The sequence below is a fragment of the Desulfuromonas acetexigens genome, from assembly GCF_900111775.1.
Lineage (GTDB): Bacteria > Desulfobacterota > Desulfuromonadia > Desulfuromonadales > Trichloromonadaceae > Trichloromonas > Trichloromonas acetexigens.
Map to the genome: position 1 here is coordinate 79283 of NZ_FOJJ01000039.1, position 13665 is coordinate 92947.

A 13665-nucleotide genomic window follows, 5' to 3' on the forward strand; every position below is an offset into this window, starting at 1 on the left:
AGTCAGGCCCTTCTTGTCTATTCAGCCCTATTGTCATGGGAAATGTCATGTCGATCGATCCCGCCCGCGACGAGTTCTTCATGCGCCAGGCCATGACCGAGGCCGAGGCGGCCGCCGCGTTGGGCGAGGTGCCGGTCGGCGCGCTGCTCGTTCGGGACGGGGTGATCATCGGGCGCGGCCACAATCTGCGGGAAACCAGCAACGATCCGACCACGCACGCGGAAATGCTCGCCATCCGCCAGGGGGCGGAACATATCGATCACTGGCGGTTGCTCGATACCACCCTCTATGTCACTCTGGAACCCTGTGTCATGTGCATGGGGGCGATCATCCTGGCGCGCATTCCCCGGCTGGTCTACGGCTGCCGCGACCCCCGGGTCGGCGCCGCCGGTTCGATCTACGATTTCTCCCGGGATGAGCGCTTCAACCACCGGGTTGAGGTCACCGAAGGGGTGTTGCGGGACGAATGCAGCGCCCAGCTCAGCACCTTCTTCCAGGCCCTGCGCGCGCGCAAGAAGGCGCTTCGGGTGCCAGCCGGCGAGGATGAATAAAATTCTTGGCAAGCAGCGGACAAATGAAGTAGTATGCGCCCTGCTTCGAAAATCACCCCTTGCGGAGGGGTGTCCGAGAGGTCGAAGGTGACAGACTCGAAATCTGTTGTACCGCAAGGTACCGTGGGTTCGAATCCCACCCCCTCCGCCAGTAATAACAAGGGCTTAGCCGGAAACGGCTAGGCCCTTTTTCTTATGTTATGTTTATGGGCTACCTTTAGGGCTACCTTTAAGGGATTGGTGATGTTAAGGAGGGTGCCTTCAAAGTGGCATGTTTGCATCTCGGGGATGCTTTTTTTATGGTTCTGGACCGCCGGATCCTCTGCTCCCTTTCCGAAATTACGCTCATAATTTTGGGAAAGATAACGATCTTGCATCTGGGGTGGGGCAGTGAGTGAACTTGATCCAAGTGGACATCTTTGGAAAACAACTAGATAGAGAAACAGGAAATTTGCTTGTCAGGCGGCCTCGTCGGCAACCCAGCCTTTATGACTGTGACTGATCGCCACCCGCCTTTGCCCGTGCGGTTGCGGGGAAAGCGATAGATTGGCCATCTCGTCAAAGTAGTTTTCAATCTGGCGATTGTGGTCTACCAGGCTACGAAGCAGCAGTTCATTGGCTTCTCCCATCAGCGAGGGCTTGTGCTCGGATTCCCAATGGCTTACCTGGCTGGGGCGCACGTGCATGTTCCTGGCGAAGTCCGCCTTTGACCAGCCCAGGGATTTACGCAGAAAGGTAATCTCGAAAGGCTCCAGGCGACCGGACTTCTTGATGACAATGTTCGCCAGCAGGCGATGCAGTTGTTCCATTTTGGGGATGTTGACCAACGTGTTGCCGCACGCCGGGCAACGCTCCACCAGGATATTGTTCAGGGTCACATAGGGAAGGCCGGATTCCGTGTAACGGATGTTCTCGCGGCTCTGAACCAGTTCTTCTTGCCGGCAGTCAGGGCACGTCATTTTAATCTCCAGTCCGTCACGATAAACATCCTGATTTCGCCCAAGACTTCCACCACGACGATAGATTTACCAGGTCTGGGTGGCAGAATCGATGGTGACGGCGAGCGTAGCTCGCAACCAACTAAATTTTGACTTGAGCAAATCGAATTCGGGTCCCTCTGTAATGAAGGCGGCAGTGCCTTTTATCAGAAATCCAGCACCTGGGCCATGATTGCCTGTTACTTTGCTGCTGCCCAAAGTGATCAGCACGTGATTGTTGAATGCAACGTTGGCCTCGGTTTTATGCATGTACCCTGCCGGAATCAGCAAGCGGCCATCCCCCGAAACGCGGAGGTAGCTGTTCCAAGTGTTCACCATATGGGGGCCGCCCTCGCCTAGGGTTGCAATCGCAACCACGCCATCTTGATTCATTATTTCTTTTAATTTCTCAGGTAACATCGTAATCCCCTCCCGTTTAGTGAGTTGTTTGCGGCTCGTTTATATACCATCACCAACCGTCACTTGTCTCAGGTTATTGATGTCGCGCAGTGGGGGCGCGCCGAACAGGCGACTGTATTCTCGGCTGAACTGGGATGGGCTTTCGTAGCCGACCTGGAACGCCGCCGTTGCCGCATCGAGATGTTCCGCAAGCATCAAGCGTCGGGCTTCCTGCAAGCGCAACTGCTTCTGATACTGCAAGGGACTCAACGCCGTCACCGACCGGAAGTGGTGATGAAAGGTCGAGGGGCTCATGCCCGCCCTGGCGGCAAGGTCATCGATACGTAGCGGCTGGGTGAAGTTCATCTTCAGCCATTCAATGGTCCGGGCAATCTGCTGACTCTGGCTCCCCGCCACCGCGATTTGACGCAATCGTGCCCCCTGATCCCCCACCAGCAGGCGATAGAGAATCTCGCGTTGGATGTTCGGGGCCAGGATCGGGATATCTTCCTCGCTGTCGAGCAACTCCATCAAGCGCACAAAGGCGTTGACCAGCGGCGGTGTCACCGCACCGGTCGCCATGCCGCGACTCGGCTGCTGCGTTCGCGGCGCGGGGAGATGGCTATCGGCCATCAACTGGGTAATTTCACGCTGATTGAGTTTCAACACCAGCCCCAGGTATGGACAGCCCCGGCTCGCTTCGGTCACCTGCCAAACCGAGGGCAGATCCACGGACGCAATCAGATAGTTCTGGGGGTCATACACGTACACATCGTTTCCGAGCACCACGCGCTTAGCCCCTTGAGCCGTAAGGCAGATACTCGGTTCGTACATGCCGCAGGTCAGTTCGGTTGGTTCGTTCCGCCGCCATAGTGTCAAGCCAGGGATCGCGGTTTCGATGGTGTCGCTTCTGTCGGTCCATCGGGCAATCCGCTTGCCAAGAAACTCCACGCTTGAAGCCCTTTCCATTTTCTCGTCAATCTCCATAGGCCAGCCTTTTCGCTATTTAAGGTCGTGAACCCATCCTAGCCGGCCTGACCCTCTCAGGCAACATTTTTACGAATAACCGTAAGATCAGGCAAGAATCGAGCAGGATTGGTCTACCGCTGGCTGCCCCAGCGGGAGTACGATTCAATCGAAATGGACGGCAGAAACCAATCGCAGTCAAAAATGACATCCGGCAGCCGGCAAGAGCTGCGCTGCACCAGCAAAGGAGAATAATCATGGCAGCATTCACAGTACCGAGACAGACATTTCACGGCCCCGGCTCCCTGGAGAACCTGAAGGAGCTGAAGGGCAAAAAGGCGGTGATTGTCACCGGCGGCGGATCAATGAAGCGTTTCGGATTTCTCGAAAAAAGCATGGCTCTGTTAGCTGATGCCGGGATCGCTACGGCCGTTTTGGAGGGGGTTGAAGCCGATCCTTCGGTCGAGACCGTCATGCGCGGCGTTGAATTTTTCAACCGCGAAAACCCGGATCTGATCATCGGCCTGGGTGGCTGCTCGGCAATTGATGCGGCCAAGGCGATGTGGGTCTTTTATGAGTATCCCAATGCAACGTTCGAAGAGATCACCCAGCCTTTCACCATCCAGCCGCTACGCAACAAGGCCCGTTTTGTCGCCATCCCTTCCACCAGCGGGACGGGGACCGAGGCGACCTGCGTTGCCGTCATCACCGACACGAAAAAGGGCATCAAGTATCCGCTCGTCTCTTACGAACTCTGCCCCGACATCGCCATCGTGGACGGTGAATTGGCGGTCAGCATGCCGGCCAACGTGACCGCCGACACCGGCATGGATGCCCTGTCGCATGATGTCGAGGCCTTTGTCGCGGCTCTGGCGAGTCCTTATACCGATGCCCTGGCTCTCGACTCGGTGCGCTCTATTTTCGACAATCTCCCGAAAGCCTATGACGATGGCAGCCAAATCGGGGTCCGGCAAGCGATGCACGATGCCTCCTGTTTGGCGGGGATGGCCTTTTCAAATGCGATTCTCGGCATCGTTCACTCCATCGCCCATCAGGTTGGCGGCATGTTCAACATCCCGCATGGCCGCGCCAACGCGATTCTGATGCCGAACGTTGTGCGCTTCAACCGCCGAGCCACCGACAAGTACCGTCAGCTGGCCCAGGCTTTGGGAAAAGAAACAGCGGAAGATTTCGCTCAGGAACTTGAACGACTCAGACAACGGGTCGGGATCGAGGACAGCTTCCAGGCCTATGGCCTTGCGGCGGATGCCTGGCAGGATAAACTGGATGCCATGGTACAAAACGCCCTGGCTGATCCCTGCACCGGCACCAACCCTCGACAACCTTCCGCAGGGGAAATGAAGGAAATCTTCCAATGCTGTTTCGTGGGTAAAATCGTCGACTGTTGATCCGAAAAGCTCTCCCCTGCCCAGGGGAGAGCTTTTCCGTGCTTGAGATCCCCACAAGACGCGTACGCTGTCGAGGGCGGATGGAAATGGGTCCCGAAAGGACCACGCGTCAAAAACACGAGCGATATCGAATTGAAAAACGGCTGACCCGGTTTTCGTTCCACCCAAAAGGGATAGAATCGAATAAGCTGGATAAACAGCCGCTTGGACTAGGAGGAAAGTGCGATGGCAGTGGGCTGGGCTCGAGATGAGGCGGTGCAGGAACAGATAGACGCCACGGTGGAATCCGCTGTCCAGTTGGCAAAAAGCAGATTACCACAAGGCGAAAGTCTGACTCATTGTCAAGAATGCGAAGTGGAAATCCCTGAAGCACGTCGGAAAGCGATGCCCGGGGTTCGATACTGCATCAACTGTCAGGCGGAACGGGAAAAGAAACAGCAGGCGTCCGCGCTCTATAATCGAAGAGGCAGCAAAGACAGTCAGATAAAGTGACGGGTTTTGAAATAGGTGAGGAGGGCGGGGGCGATCCCGCCTCTTCCCACACAGCTTATCAAGGGGCCAGCTCACGAAACGGAAAAAATCGCACGCTCAGACTTTTCCCCCGGTCGATTACATCACTTGCGTTTCACTCAATGCCCACGAATAGCCTAAAATTCCTTAGGCAAGGTGGGATTGAAATACAGAACAACTTTCAGGATAGGCCCAATTCGGAAAATCCGGTTGGGCCTTTGGTGTTTTGGAAATGTTTTGGAAACGGTGAACTGTAAGACGATGCCGAATAGAACAAAAGTGCCTAGAAAACCAACGGCGATTCACGGGCGTCTTCGTCACCTGCTAGTTTTACGGCTACATCTTTTTGGGTTCTGTTCTGAGAATGTGGAGGAAAGTCAAATCCGAAAATCTTTTTGCAAATTAGCCCAATGGGTCCGAAGTTTTTCTTTGTGTTCCTCATTCATCGGCAGCTCATTTAACTTTTCCGGCCATAAACTGCGCGCCTTTTCCAGGGCGTCGGCCAGGTGCGGCTTTATAGCACGCCATGGCACCCCGGCCCGCTTGGCCCACGCCTCAAAGTTTTCATAAGTGACATCATACCACTCCTTTGTCTTTCCAAGGTTGAGCGCATATTGCCGCTCGTTTTCAATGTAAACGCTTGTCGTGACGATGTCATAGGCCGGGGCAAGTCGTGGCGTGACCTGGTCGGAATAGAGTAAGCTCCAGTTCTTTATATGCGCATCGCCATTGGCCAGGAGGATGTTAACCAGCAAGCGTCTGGCAAACTGTTGTGTATCTTCCAGGCCATTTCCAGAGTAATTGTAAAGAATCTTTGCTATCTGCTCGTAGCTTGCTGAGTTGTATTTTTCATGCGGATATTTCACCAGGACTTGCGCAAAGTCTTCCATGTGGATTCGCTGGTCGTTGTTGCGATCAAAACGTTTTATCGCAAAGGCTAGTTTCTCATCGGGAAGATTGATCGGAGGCAAGTTGTCGAGTTTATTAAGTTCTACCAGCGTTATTTCAGGCACATCAACACCTACAATGGATGCCAATGTCATTGCCGTGAATTCATTGACTGGCACATCTTTGTGTTTTGTTGACGGTGTTTTGACGATCCAGTCGCCAAGAGCATCTCCTTTGGACAGGTTATAGCGACCATCTTGTTGCTTCATGGAAAATTTCATTTGAATCCCGGCGAGAGAGAATTTGTTTTCCCAAGCAGCCTTTTTCAGTTTAACGGCTTTCGCTTTGCCGTATGCAGACAAGAGATTCGCCGGGAGATCTTCCGGCTCCACAGGCTCGGCAACCAGTGCGCCGGGAAGATCTTCCCCCAGATAAGAAAAGAGTTGAAATTCGTTGTCGACATGCACCTTGAGGCCTTGGGCGATCAACTCCCGTAGTGCTCCCTCCGGGAGCAAATTGGATAGCGTAGGATGCAGTTTGTGATTGCGTGACCAAGGTTCCGCCATAAGCTTCTCTGAACGTGGGAAGCCGGGGTGGGTAATCAAGCTAAACGTAGGACGAGTTGCATCCGACTTATATTCATCTGCAAAGGTTAATACGTTGTGACCATTCTCGAAACCCGCCAGATAGCCGACCGGCCTGTCGTGCAAGCTGAGCTTTAGGACGTTGACTTCATTTGTGCCGTGATCGTTCATTGATCATCCTCAAGTAGATTCTGCCAAGGATCCTCAGACAGGTTTTTCCTTTTGCTGGTCAGGGTCTGGTCAGATGGTTTTTGCCCGGGTTTCTGTTCTGTCTCGACGCTTTCGAGCACAGCGAAAACGGCATTCACCTTTTCTTTTGGGATAAGCATCAGTTCGCTGTTCAGGCCTTTGGCAATCAACTCCAGAGTATCGAGTCGCGGGTTCCCCTTCGACTCGAGGCGTTGGTATTGCTGCCGGGATACGCCGACGCGCATCATCATGTCGATTTGCTTGAGGCCCAGTTCTAATCGTCTTTTTTTAAGCTGCTTTAGTAGTGAATTTTTCAAGGTAAACTCCTGTGCTGCTTTCTCACTTAAAGAAACATATTAGCTTCTTTTTTACAGAAAAGAAACACGTATGCCTCTTTTGTTGTGAAAGGAAAGATTGCGTACAAAAGCAACTTATATGTTTCTTTTCGTTGAAACCAACATAAAGATTCCATAAAAGCAACCCATGAATTGCTTTTGGTTGGCTATATGAGGTTAGTTTTTTTGGGGGGGGGGAAATCTTGGACGATTATCGCTGGGGCTGGACATTGAAGGGATCTGCCGATGGACTTTTCAGCGGTACCCATGACATCAATTCGGGATGAAATCTGATAAAGGCGGATCGCCGCGCATTCGCGGAAAGTATGCCCCCTAGCGTGGCCCATTCAAGCCATGCGCCGGGGGGCGGTTATTTCAACTGAGTGGTCAGTTCCCGGTATGATTGGCCGCGATGTAGTCGCCGCCCTCGTTCAGAAACACATACAGGGTCTGCTTTGCCTTGTCTTCCACCTTGGGGTTGTTGAAGATAACAACCCATTCCGGACCGTACTTGCCCTGCTTTTTTTCACCGGAAGAAGGGGCCACAGCTGCCCAGGATGCCTCGACTTTCCCCTTATTGGCGATGTTTTTGACGATACTGGCCGCTTTTTCAAGCGCCTGAGCTTGAGTGATCGGGGTAATCGGACCATGGGAGTGCCCAGGACCGGCAAGGACGGTGCTGGTGGTCAGAGCGAACAGGGCCAGAAAACAAACGAAAATTCTGCGCATCTTTTTCTCCTAGTCAATGGATTCACGAAGGGTGCGTTGCTGGTTCAGGATGTCCTGTTCCATCTGCTTGTGTTCATGGTAATGGTTGTCGGTGCTGAAGCCGAAGCTGTCTGGGTCGGTGGTATGGCCGAAGCCGTGCATCTGCATGAAAAACAGAAACACCCCCGCAGCGATCAAGCCCCCATTGGACACGGTACTGAACTGAGCGAAGGATCGGGTTCGCCGCCAACTGGAAATGACCAGCAGCATGATCGCCAGGGCGATAATTTGTCCGATCTCAACTCCCACGTTGAAAGAGAGGATGCGACCGATTAGACCGCTGTCCCCCAGGGGGAGTTGCTGCAGTCGGGTGGAGAGTCCGAAACCATGGATCAACCCGAAGCCGAAAATGACCAGCACGAGGTTGGGCGAAGGTCTTCCCAGGTATCGATTGAAGCCGTCCAGATTGTCGAATCCTTTGTAACAGACGCTCAGGGCGATCACGGCATCGACCAGGAAGTAGTTGGCCGAGATGCCGTAAACCGTGGCGAAGACCAGGGTAATGCTGTGCCCCAGGGTAAAAGCGGTAATGTACTTGACGATGTCCCGGAAGCCGGTCAGAAAAAAGATGACCCCGAAAATAAACAGCAGATGATCGTAGCCGGTCAGCATGTGGGTCGCACCCAGCCAGACATAGCGAATATAGCCGCCATCCAGCATGGCCTGTTTGTCGGCTTCTGAAATGCCGTGTGCCATGGCCAACGTCGGCAGCAGCACCAGCAGAAGCATTCCCACAACTATTCTTGCTTTTCTAAAATCCATGAAAAATCTCCAGGTCGTGTCGTTTTCCTGTTCGGGGTTGTGACAAACGAATAGTCGCAGTCTCTACGATAGGCGCCTCCATAAAAACGATCTATAATCGGTTTTTCGGGTAAAAAAACCCAGGTCAATGGCGGATGACCAGTTCGGTGAGATAGTGCACCGGGCCGGGCAGTACCAAGTGGGTCAGGAACAGCGGCGGGGAAAACAGCAGCCAGTCGGGAAACACCGGGTCGGAGTAATCCCCCCCAGCCAGCAGAGCCTCAATCCGCAGGATACTTTGGCTACCGGAAAAACCCACCGAGAAGGGCTGCGACTCCTTTAGCGAAAGCCCCAGCAGTCGTTCAACGGCGATGATCGTTTCCGCGACCAGCAAACGATCTCCGGTTTTTTCCGCAGCCTGTTCATCGCAGGCCTGCTCCGTGGCCAGAGCCAGATCTTCACGGATAAGTCCCCGAACCCGCCCTGGATAGAAAACGGAAGCGGTCCGGGCCAGGTACTGCCGCAAAGGATCCCGGTGCCGGACATGGGCCTGCTCATGAGCAAGGACAACCTGTAACTGCTCAGGCGTCAGGGTACGGGCGAGGGTCGTCGATAAAAAGACTTTCGGGCTCCAGAATCCCACGGTGACGGCAGCCGGCTTGCGCCACTGCACCAGGCTGCAATCCAATCCTCCCTCGACCTCTGCCTGCCGCAATGCCGTTTTCAGCCGGAAGTTTTCCCGCAGGTGAATTGCCTGCCGCGCCAAGAACATGGCCAGCAGAAGGGCTGCAGGGACATAGAGGTACCCGGGTAAGATGCCGGAACCGAAAATTGCCGGCTCACTCAGGCAAATATGCGGAAACCGTTCGGCGTGGTTATGACAGTGGCCGGCCGAGATCCCCAGAAATTCCATGAGCGAAGAAATAAAAAGCAGACCGGCAAAAAAAAGTCCCAGGCTGCCCGGCGCGGTCGCCAACAGGAGCAAGATGGTGGCTCGCCGACGCGGTTGGCGTTTCAGCAACCCTTTCCGAAGCAGCGGGTAAACCACTCCCAGCACCACTCCCGCGCCCAGACCGACAACGACCGTAGCCCCAAAAGCCCAAAGGAGAGATTCCACGGGAGAAGCTATCGTTTCTGCCGACGCTCGGCGATCAACTCCTCCAAGCGGTCGAGCGAATTCTGTTCTATCCGGGAGGCAAGGTCAACAAAGGCGGAAAGCATCGCTTCCGTTCTCCCACCGGAGAGTTTATCCACGACGTTGTCGATCATTTCGGCCATCAATTGTTCCCTGGTGACGGCGGGAGAGTAGACAAAGGCATGGCTGACCTTCTCCCGGTTCAGCAGCCCTTTTTTGTACAACCGGTCCGCCGTCGATTGGATGGTGTTCGGCGAAATATTACGCTTTTCCCCGACTTGCCGATGGATCGCTTTGGCGTCGGCGACGTCAACGTCCCACAGGTGTTCCATGACGGCGATTTCCAGTTCCCCTAGATAGGGACGGCGGACAAACATTAATCTAAACCTCCCAAGATGGGATGGGTATATCACAGCTAAAATCCGACCGTCAATCGGTTTTTAGGCGGAAGGATGAAAAAAATACACTTGCCCCCTTTGTCGGCATAGAGTATACCCCTATGGACTATATTCGAGGGAGTGCGTTATGAGTCTTTGCGGTACAGATCAGGACAAAGGACGGCTGCTCAGTCGGCTGCGGCGGATCGAAGGGCAGGTTCGCGGCCTGTGCAGCATGGTGGAGCAGGACCGGGACTGCATCGAGGTTCTGCAGCAGGTCGCCTCGGTTTCCGGAGCATTGCGCGGGGTCTGGCTGCAGATCGTCGGCGATCACCTGCGCGGTTGCGTATCGAAGGCCGTGGTCGAAAACAACGAGAAGCTGATCGACGAACTGATCGATCACCTTCAGAAAATTCGTTGACCGGCCGGTCCCGCGCTTCAACTACAGACATGACTTTAGAGGAACAGATGGAAAGACACGCTCAAACCATTGCACGACTTGCCCACACCCATGAAACGGGGGACATCAACACGGCCAATGAACGCCGGACCCTTCAGGTCGTCTTGCTCACCGGCCTCACCATGGCAGTGGAGATCATCGCCGGGCATTGGACCGGTTCCATGGCCCTGCTGGCCGATGGCTGGCACATGGGGACTCATGCCTTTGCCCTCGGCATCAGCTATATCGCCTATCTGCTGGCCAGAAAACACAGGGCCTCGGAGTATTTTTCTTTCGGTACGGGAAAATTCGGGGTCCTCGCCGGCTATACCAGTGCCCTGTTCCTGGCGATTGCGGCGGGGTGGATGATGGTGGAGTCGGTCCTCCGTTTTTTCAACCCGGTTAAGATTGCCTTTGCCGAAGCGATTGGGGTGACGGTAGTCGGCCTGGTCATCAATCTGGTCAGCGTCCTGATCCTTCAGCAGACGGATCCCCATCATGACCATGATCACGACCATTCCCATCCTGATCAACATGAGACGGACAAGGCTTCGGCCGGGCAGAAAGAACTCCCGGCCCATTCTGAATCGCACCACCACCATCATCATGACCATAACTACCGGGCGGCCTACCTGCATGTGATCGCCGACACGCTGACTTCGGTCTTCGCATTGACGGCCTTGCTCGCCGGGCGCTATCTGGGGTGGACCTTTCTGGATCCTGTCATGGGCATGGTCGGCAGCCTGTTGATCGGACGTTGGGCCTACCTGCTGATCAAGACCACAGGCCTCATCCTGCTTGACGGCGGGGTTGATTCTGTCGTCAAGGCGCAAATCCGAGAACGGATCGAGGTCGACGGCGAAAGCAGGGTTGCCGATCTACATCTCTGGCGGGTGGGTTCCAGATCCTTGGCGTTGATCGCCTCCGTTGTCACCGGCGAAAATCGTCGGGCCGAAGAGTACCAGAGCCGACTTGAAGAGCTGCACGACCTGGTGCATGTCAGCATCGAGGTGCATCCTTGCGACGACCCCGCTTGTTCCTGCTGTCCGTGACTCGAAATTGTAATAAATGTTGTTTTGCCTAGCTTCAAAGGCGAACAGCAGGATAATCCTACAAATCCTCTATTGTTGGGCAGAGGAGATCCACTGCCACCAGACCCGTGCAAAAAATGGCGCTTTATGAGAAAAGCCCCCAATCTTCGGATCGGGGGCTTTTCGTGTTCCACAGAGAGTGAATTGTAAGACGATGCCGAATAGAACAAAAGTGCCTAGAAAACCAACAGCGATTCACGGGCGTCTTCGTCACCTGCTAGTTTTACGGCCACATCTTTTTGGGTTCTGTTCTGAGAATGTGGAGGAAAGTCAAATCCGAAAATCTTTTTGCAAATTAGCCCAATGGGTCCGGAGTTTTTCTTTGTGTTCCTCATTCATCGGCAGCTCATTTAGCTCAACTTTCGCAGGCACGCACAACAAATAAATATATGAATTAATTGAACAAAAGCGCCATCAACTGTAATAGATGGTTTGTCGCCAAACAACCAATCTACCCGCAGGTGGATCGCCGTCATGGCCAAGATCGTCTTCGTCCGAAATCGCAGTACCAGAAAGTGGCTGGCATTGCTGTCCACCGATGTCAACCTTGCCGATGAAGAGATCGTCAAGCTCTACAAGCGGCGCTGGGACATCGAGGTGTTTTTCAAAATTACCAAGAGCTATCTGCGGTTAGCCAAGGAATTTCAGAGCCGCAGCTACGATGCGCTGGTCGCCCATACGACGATTGTTTTCTCCCGCTATATCATGCTGGAGGTTGCCCGGCGCACGCACAACGATCCGCGCACCCTGGGAACCTTGTTTCATGCCGGCTGTGATGAGTTGCGGCAGGTCAGTTTTGCCGAAGCACTCCGACTGCTCTTGAGCCATCTGGAGCAGGTGTTGAAGACTTTCGCCGAACTCCCGACCGCCTCGCTAAGGGGGATGCTGGAGGACTTCATGGCCCAGATACCGGCCTTGTTACGACGAGCAACGCTACTTCCGGCCTATATCTTTTGAAAGATCATTTTGATTTTCAGGGCTTTAGGCCCTGTCATGCTGCTGCGAAAGTTGAGTTATTAATAATTACACCCCACCCGAGGGATTCAATTCGGTTCAACGGCCCTGGTACCAGGCCGCCATTCAGACCCACCCCCTTGCCTCAGACGGCATTCCCTACCAGGAAATAAATACCGAAGAATGGCTGGTATCAATTGGTAAAACCCTGACAAGTCAGAACAGTCAGGTAGTGGGGGTACTTGCTATTGACGCCAGCATGGACACGGTTGTTCAGGCCCTGTCTGACCGGGACGATGCATACCCCACGGCATATAACTATGTCCTCGATAACCAGGGGATTGTTCTGATCCACAACGATCCAACCCTTGTGGGCACCTTCCATGAGAACGCTTTTCAAAGCTTGCCCCCAGCAGAAATCAGTGGGGGGAATTTTAACTACCGGGCCTCAGATACCCACAGTATTGCCCACTTCAGCCGCCTGGATGACCTGGGATGGATTGTTATTACGGGGGTACCCCGGGCTGATATTCTGAGGCCCATTATGGTAACCATCCTGTCCAGCCTGGGAATTATTATTGCTGCCTCCCTCATTGCAACCTGGCTGGTGAGCTTTCTGCTGAGCCGGAACATTATTAATCCCCTAATCCATCTCCAAAAAAGGGTTCAGGAAATTGCCCACGGTCGCAAGGCCCCTATGTCCTCAGAGTTCCTTCCGAACAATGAAATAGGCACCATAGCCGAAGCCATTGAGAACCTGACAGAAGATGCCCTTTTTCAAAAAAACATTGAACTGCAAACCAAAAACAGTCTCCTGGATTCCCTGTCCAAAACCGACCAGTTAACAGGAATTGCAAACCGCCGGATGACCCAGCAGGTTATCGAGCAGGAAATTGACCGGTTTAACCGGTACAAAAAGCCCTTTTGCCTTTTCCTGTTCGATATTGACCACTTCAAAGCCGTCAACGACAACCACGGGCATGAGGTAGGAGACCAGGTGCTTATGGGACTTGTGGGGCTTGTTCAGTCAGTTATTCGACGGACAGACACCTTTGGTAGATGGGGAGGCGAAGAATTTATTCTGGTCTGCCCCGAAACATCTTTGCCTACAGCCCAAACCATTGCCGAAAAAATCTGCACCGCCGTTCGGGAATATGAATTTGCCCAGGGCCTGCGCATTACCCTGAGTATCGGCGTGTCTGAATTCCAAAGCGGCGCAGCATTGCAGGAGATCCTGGTTGAGGTGGACCGCAAAATGTACCTGGCAAAACAAAAGGGCCGGGACCGAGTGGAAGCGTGAGGCACATTAAATTCTCTTAGGCAATCCCCCGGCTTTGCCGGGGGTGACTAAC

Annotated in this window: 15 protein-coding genes, 1 tRNA gene and 1 pseudogene; 8 read left to right on the forward strand and 9 right to left on the reverse strand. The window is 53.8% G+C overall.

Annotated features, from left to right (window positions below):
• Positions 1–47 precede the first annotated feature (47 nt).
• The gene (tadA, locus tag BQ4888_RS15075; RefSeq protein ID WP_092058125.1) at positions 48–551 is read left to right on the forward strand and encodes a tRNA adenosine(34) deaminase TadA; all 504 of its coding nucleotides are present in this window, start codon (positions 48–50) and stop codon (positions 549–551) included.
• A 63-nt stretch (positions 552–614) separates the two neighbouring features.
• Positions 615–702 (forward strand) — tRNA-Ser (locus BQ4888_RS15080).
• A gap of 307 nt (positions 703–1009) precedes the next feature.
• Here the strand turns inward: BQ4888_RS15080 and BQ4888_RS15085 are convergent.
• The 3 genes from BQ4888_RS15085 to BQ4888_RS15095 all read right to left on the reverse strand — a co-directional run bounded on the left by BQ4888_RS15085 (position 1010) and on the right by BQ4888_RS15095 (position 2896).
• Complete coding sequence (locus tag BQ4888_RS15085; protein ID WP_092058127.1) at positions 1010–1510, reverse strand: type II TA system antitoxin MqsA family protein; 501 nt, start codon at positions 1508–1510, stop codon at positions 1010–1012.
• A 66-nt stretch (positions 1511–1576) separates the two neighbouring features.
• Positions 1577–1948 (reverse strand): pyridoxamine 5'-phosphate oxidase family protein, encoded by a 372-nt coding sequence (locus BQ4888_RS15090; RefSeq protein WP_092058129.1) that lies wholly within the window; start codon positions 1946–1948, stop codon positions 1577–1579.
• Between the two features lie 39 nt (positions 1949–1987).
• The gene (locus BQ4888_RS15095) at positions 1988–2896 is read right to left on the reverse strand and encodes an AraC family transcriptional regulator (protein ID WP_092058364.1); all 909 of its coding nucleotides are present in this window, start codon (positions 2894–2896) and stop codon (positions 1988–1990) included.
• Positions 2897–3150: 254 nt separating this feature from the next.
• Here BQ4888_RS15095 and BQ4888_RS15100 point away from each other — a divergent pair, with 254 nt between their 5' ends.
• Both BQ4888_RS15100 and BQ4888_RS15105 read left to right on the forward strand, forming a co-directional pair.
• The gene (locus BQ4888_RS15100; protein WP_092058131.1) at positions 3151–4302 is read left to right on the forward strand and encodes an iron-containing alcohol dehydrogenase; all 1152 of its coding nucleotides are present in this window, start codon (positions 3151–3153) and stop codon (positions 4300–4302) included.
• Between the two features lie 225 nt (positions 4303–4527).
• Positions 4528–4794, forward strand: coding sequence for a DksA/TraR family C4-type zinc finger protein (locus tag BQ4888_RS15105; protein WP_092058134.1), 267 nt, complete (start codon positions 4528–4530; stop codon positions 4792–4794).
• Positions 4795–5189: 395 nt separating this feature from the next.
• Here BQ4888_RS15105 and BQ4888_RS15110 read toward each other — a convergent pair whose 3' ends face one another.
• From BQ4888_RS15110 to BQ4888_RS15135, 6 genes are all read right to left on the reverse strand, one after another.
• Positions 5190–6455, reverse strand: a complete 1266-nt coding sequence (locus BQ4888_RS15110) for a type II toxin-antitoxin system HipA family toxin (protein ID WP_092058136.1) — start codon at positions 6453–6455, stop codon at positions 5190–5192.
• The gene (locus BQ4888_RS15115; RefSeq protein ID WP_092058138.1) at positions 6452–6790 is read right to left on the reverse strand and encodes a helix-turn-helix domain-containing protein; all 339 of its coding nucleotides are present in this window, start codon (positions 6788–6790) and stop codon (positions 6452–6454) included. The genes BQ4888_RS15110 and BQ4888_RS15115 overlap by 4 nt, the downstream gene beginning before the upstream one ends.
• Positions 6791–7195: 405 nt before the next feature.
• Positions 7196–7537 (reverse strand): DUF6488 family protein, encoded by a 342-nt coding sequence (locus tag BQ4888_RS15120; RefSeq protein ID WP_092058141.1) that lies wholly within the window; start codon positions 7535–7537, stop codon positions 7196–7198.
• A gap of 9 nt (positions 7538–7546) precedes the next feature.
• Positions 7547–8338: a HupE/UreJ family protein gene (locus BQ4888_RS15125; RefSeq protein WP_176374263.1), complete on the reverse strand. Its 792-nt coding sequence runs from the start codon at positions 8336–8338 to the stop codon at positions 7547–7549.
• A 124-nt stretch (positions 8339–8462) separates the two neighbouring features.
• A complete protein-coding gene (locus BQ4888_RS15130) occupies positions 8463–9434 on the reverse strand; it encodes a M56 family metallopeptidase (RefSeq protein ID WP_140396680.1) in 972 nt (323 codons plus the stop codon).
• A gap of 8 nt (positions 9435–9442) precedes the next feature.
• Positions 9443–9829, reverse strand: a complete 387-nt coding sequence (locus tag BQ4888_RS15135; protein WP_092058148.1) for a BlaI/MecI/CopY family transcriptional regulator — start codon at positions 9827–9829, stop codon at positions 9443–9445.
• A gap of 148 nt (positions 9830–9977) precedes the next feature.
• Here BQ4888_RS15135 and BQ4888_RS15140 point away from each other — a divergent pair, with 148 nt between their 5' ends.
• The 4 genes and pseudogenes from BQ4888_RS15140 to BQ4888_RS15155 all read left to right on the forward strand — a co-directional run bounded on the left by BQ4888_RS15140 (position 9978) and on the right by BQ4888_RS15155 (position 13613).
• Positions 9978–10250 (forward strand): metal-sensitive transcriptional regulator, encoded by a 273-nt coding sequence (locus BQ4888_RS15140; protein WP_092058150.1) that lies wholly within the window; start codon positions 9978–9980, stop codon positions 10248–10250.
• 47 nt (positions 10251–10297) lie between these two features.
• The gene (gene dmeF, locus BQ4888_RS15145) at positions 10298–11320 is read left to right on the forward strand and encodes a CDF family Co(II)/Ni(II) efflux transporter DmeF (RefSeq protein WP_092058152.1); all 1023 of its coding nucleotides are present in this window, start codon (positions 10298–10300) and stop codon (positions 11318–11320) included.
• 510 nt (positions 11321–11830) lie between these two features.
• Positions 11831–12316, forward strand: a pseudogene (locus tag BQ4888_RS15150) (transposase); the annotation flags it as partial.
• 58 nt (positions 12317–12374) lie between these two features.
• Positions 12375–13613 carry a sensor domain-containing diguanylate cyclase gene (locus tag BQ4888_RS15155; protein WP_490391766.1) on the forward strand — a complete coding sequence of 413 codons (1239 nt, stop codon included), beginning with the start codon at positions 12375–12377 and terminating at the stop codon, positions 13611–13613.
• The last annotated feature ends 52 nt before the right edge of the window (positions 13614–13665 follow it).